Origin of the sequence: Serratia silvae (genome assembly GCF_023282985.1) — a bacterium.
In the GTDB taxonomy this organism is placed as follows: domain Bacteria; phylum Pseudomonadota; class Gammaproteobacteria; order Enterobacterales; family Enterobacteriaceae; genus Chania; species Chania silvae.
In genome coordinates this window covers 1-477 of record NZ_JAGQDC010000054.1, presented here as the reverse complement: position 1 = coordinate 477, position 477 = coordinate 1, and the positions used below count along the sequence as shown (strand labels likewise).

The 477-nt window shown below is 44.9% G+C and carries 1 tRNA gene; it reads left to right on the top strand.

Annotated features, from left to right (window positions below):
* Positions 1-171 precede the first annotated feature (171 nt).
* A tRNA-Glu gene (locus KAJ71_RS23200) sits at positions 172-247 on the top strand.
* Positions 248-477: the final 230 nt, after the last annotated feature.

Sequence of the window (477 nt, the reverse complement as noted above, 5' to 3'; positions counted from 1 at the left end):
GAACCTGCGGTTGGATCACCTCCTTACCTAAAGATATGCAGTTGAGTGCAGTGTCCACACAGATTGTCTGATGAAAAGTAATGAGCAAAGCGCTACCTGTTGATGTAATGAGTCTTCTGGACTCATGCTGATACGAGAAACGGTTAAACCCTGGGTTTAATCGGATTTTGTGTCCCCATCGTCTAGAGGCCTAGGACACTGCCCTTTCACGGCTGTAACAGGGGTTCGAATCCCCTTGGGGACGCCATCCGATAATGAGTGAAAGACATTATCACCGGTCACTCGTGACTGATTATCTTAAAGATGACTCTTGCGAGTCGTGTTTAAGATATTGCTCTTTAACAATCTGGAACAAGCTGAAAATTGAAACATGACAGCTGAAACTTATCCCTCCGTAGATGTATTGGGGTAAGGAGTAACCTGTCAGTGAGTCTCTCAAATAAACAGCACGACAGTGTCTCTGTTTACAGAAACACC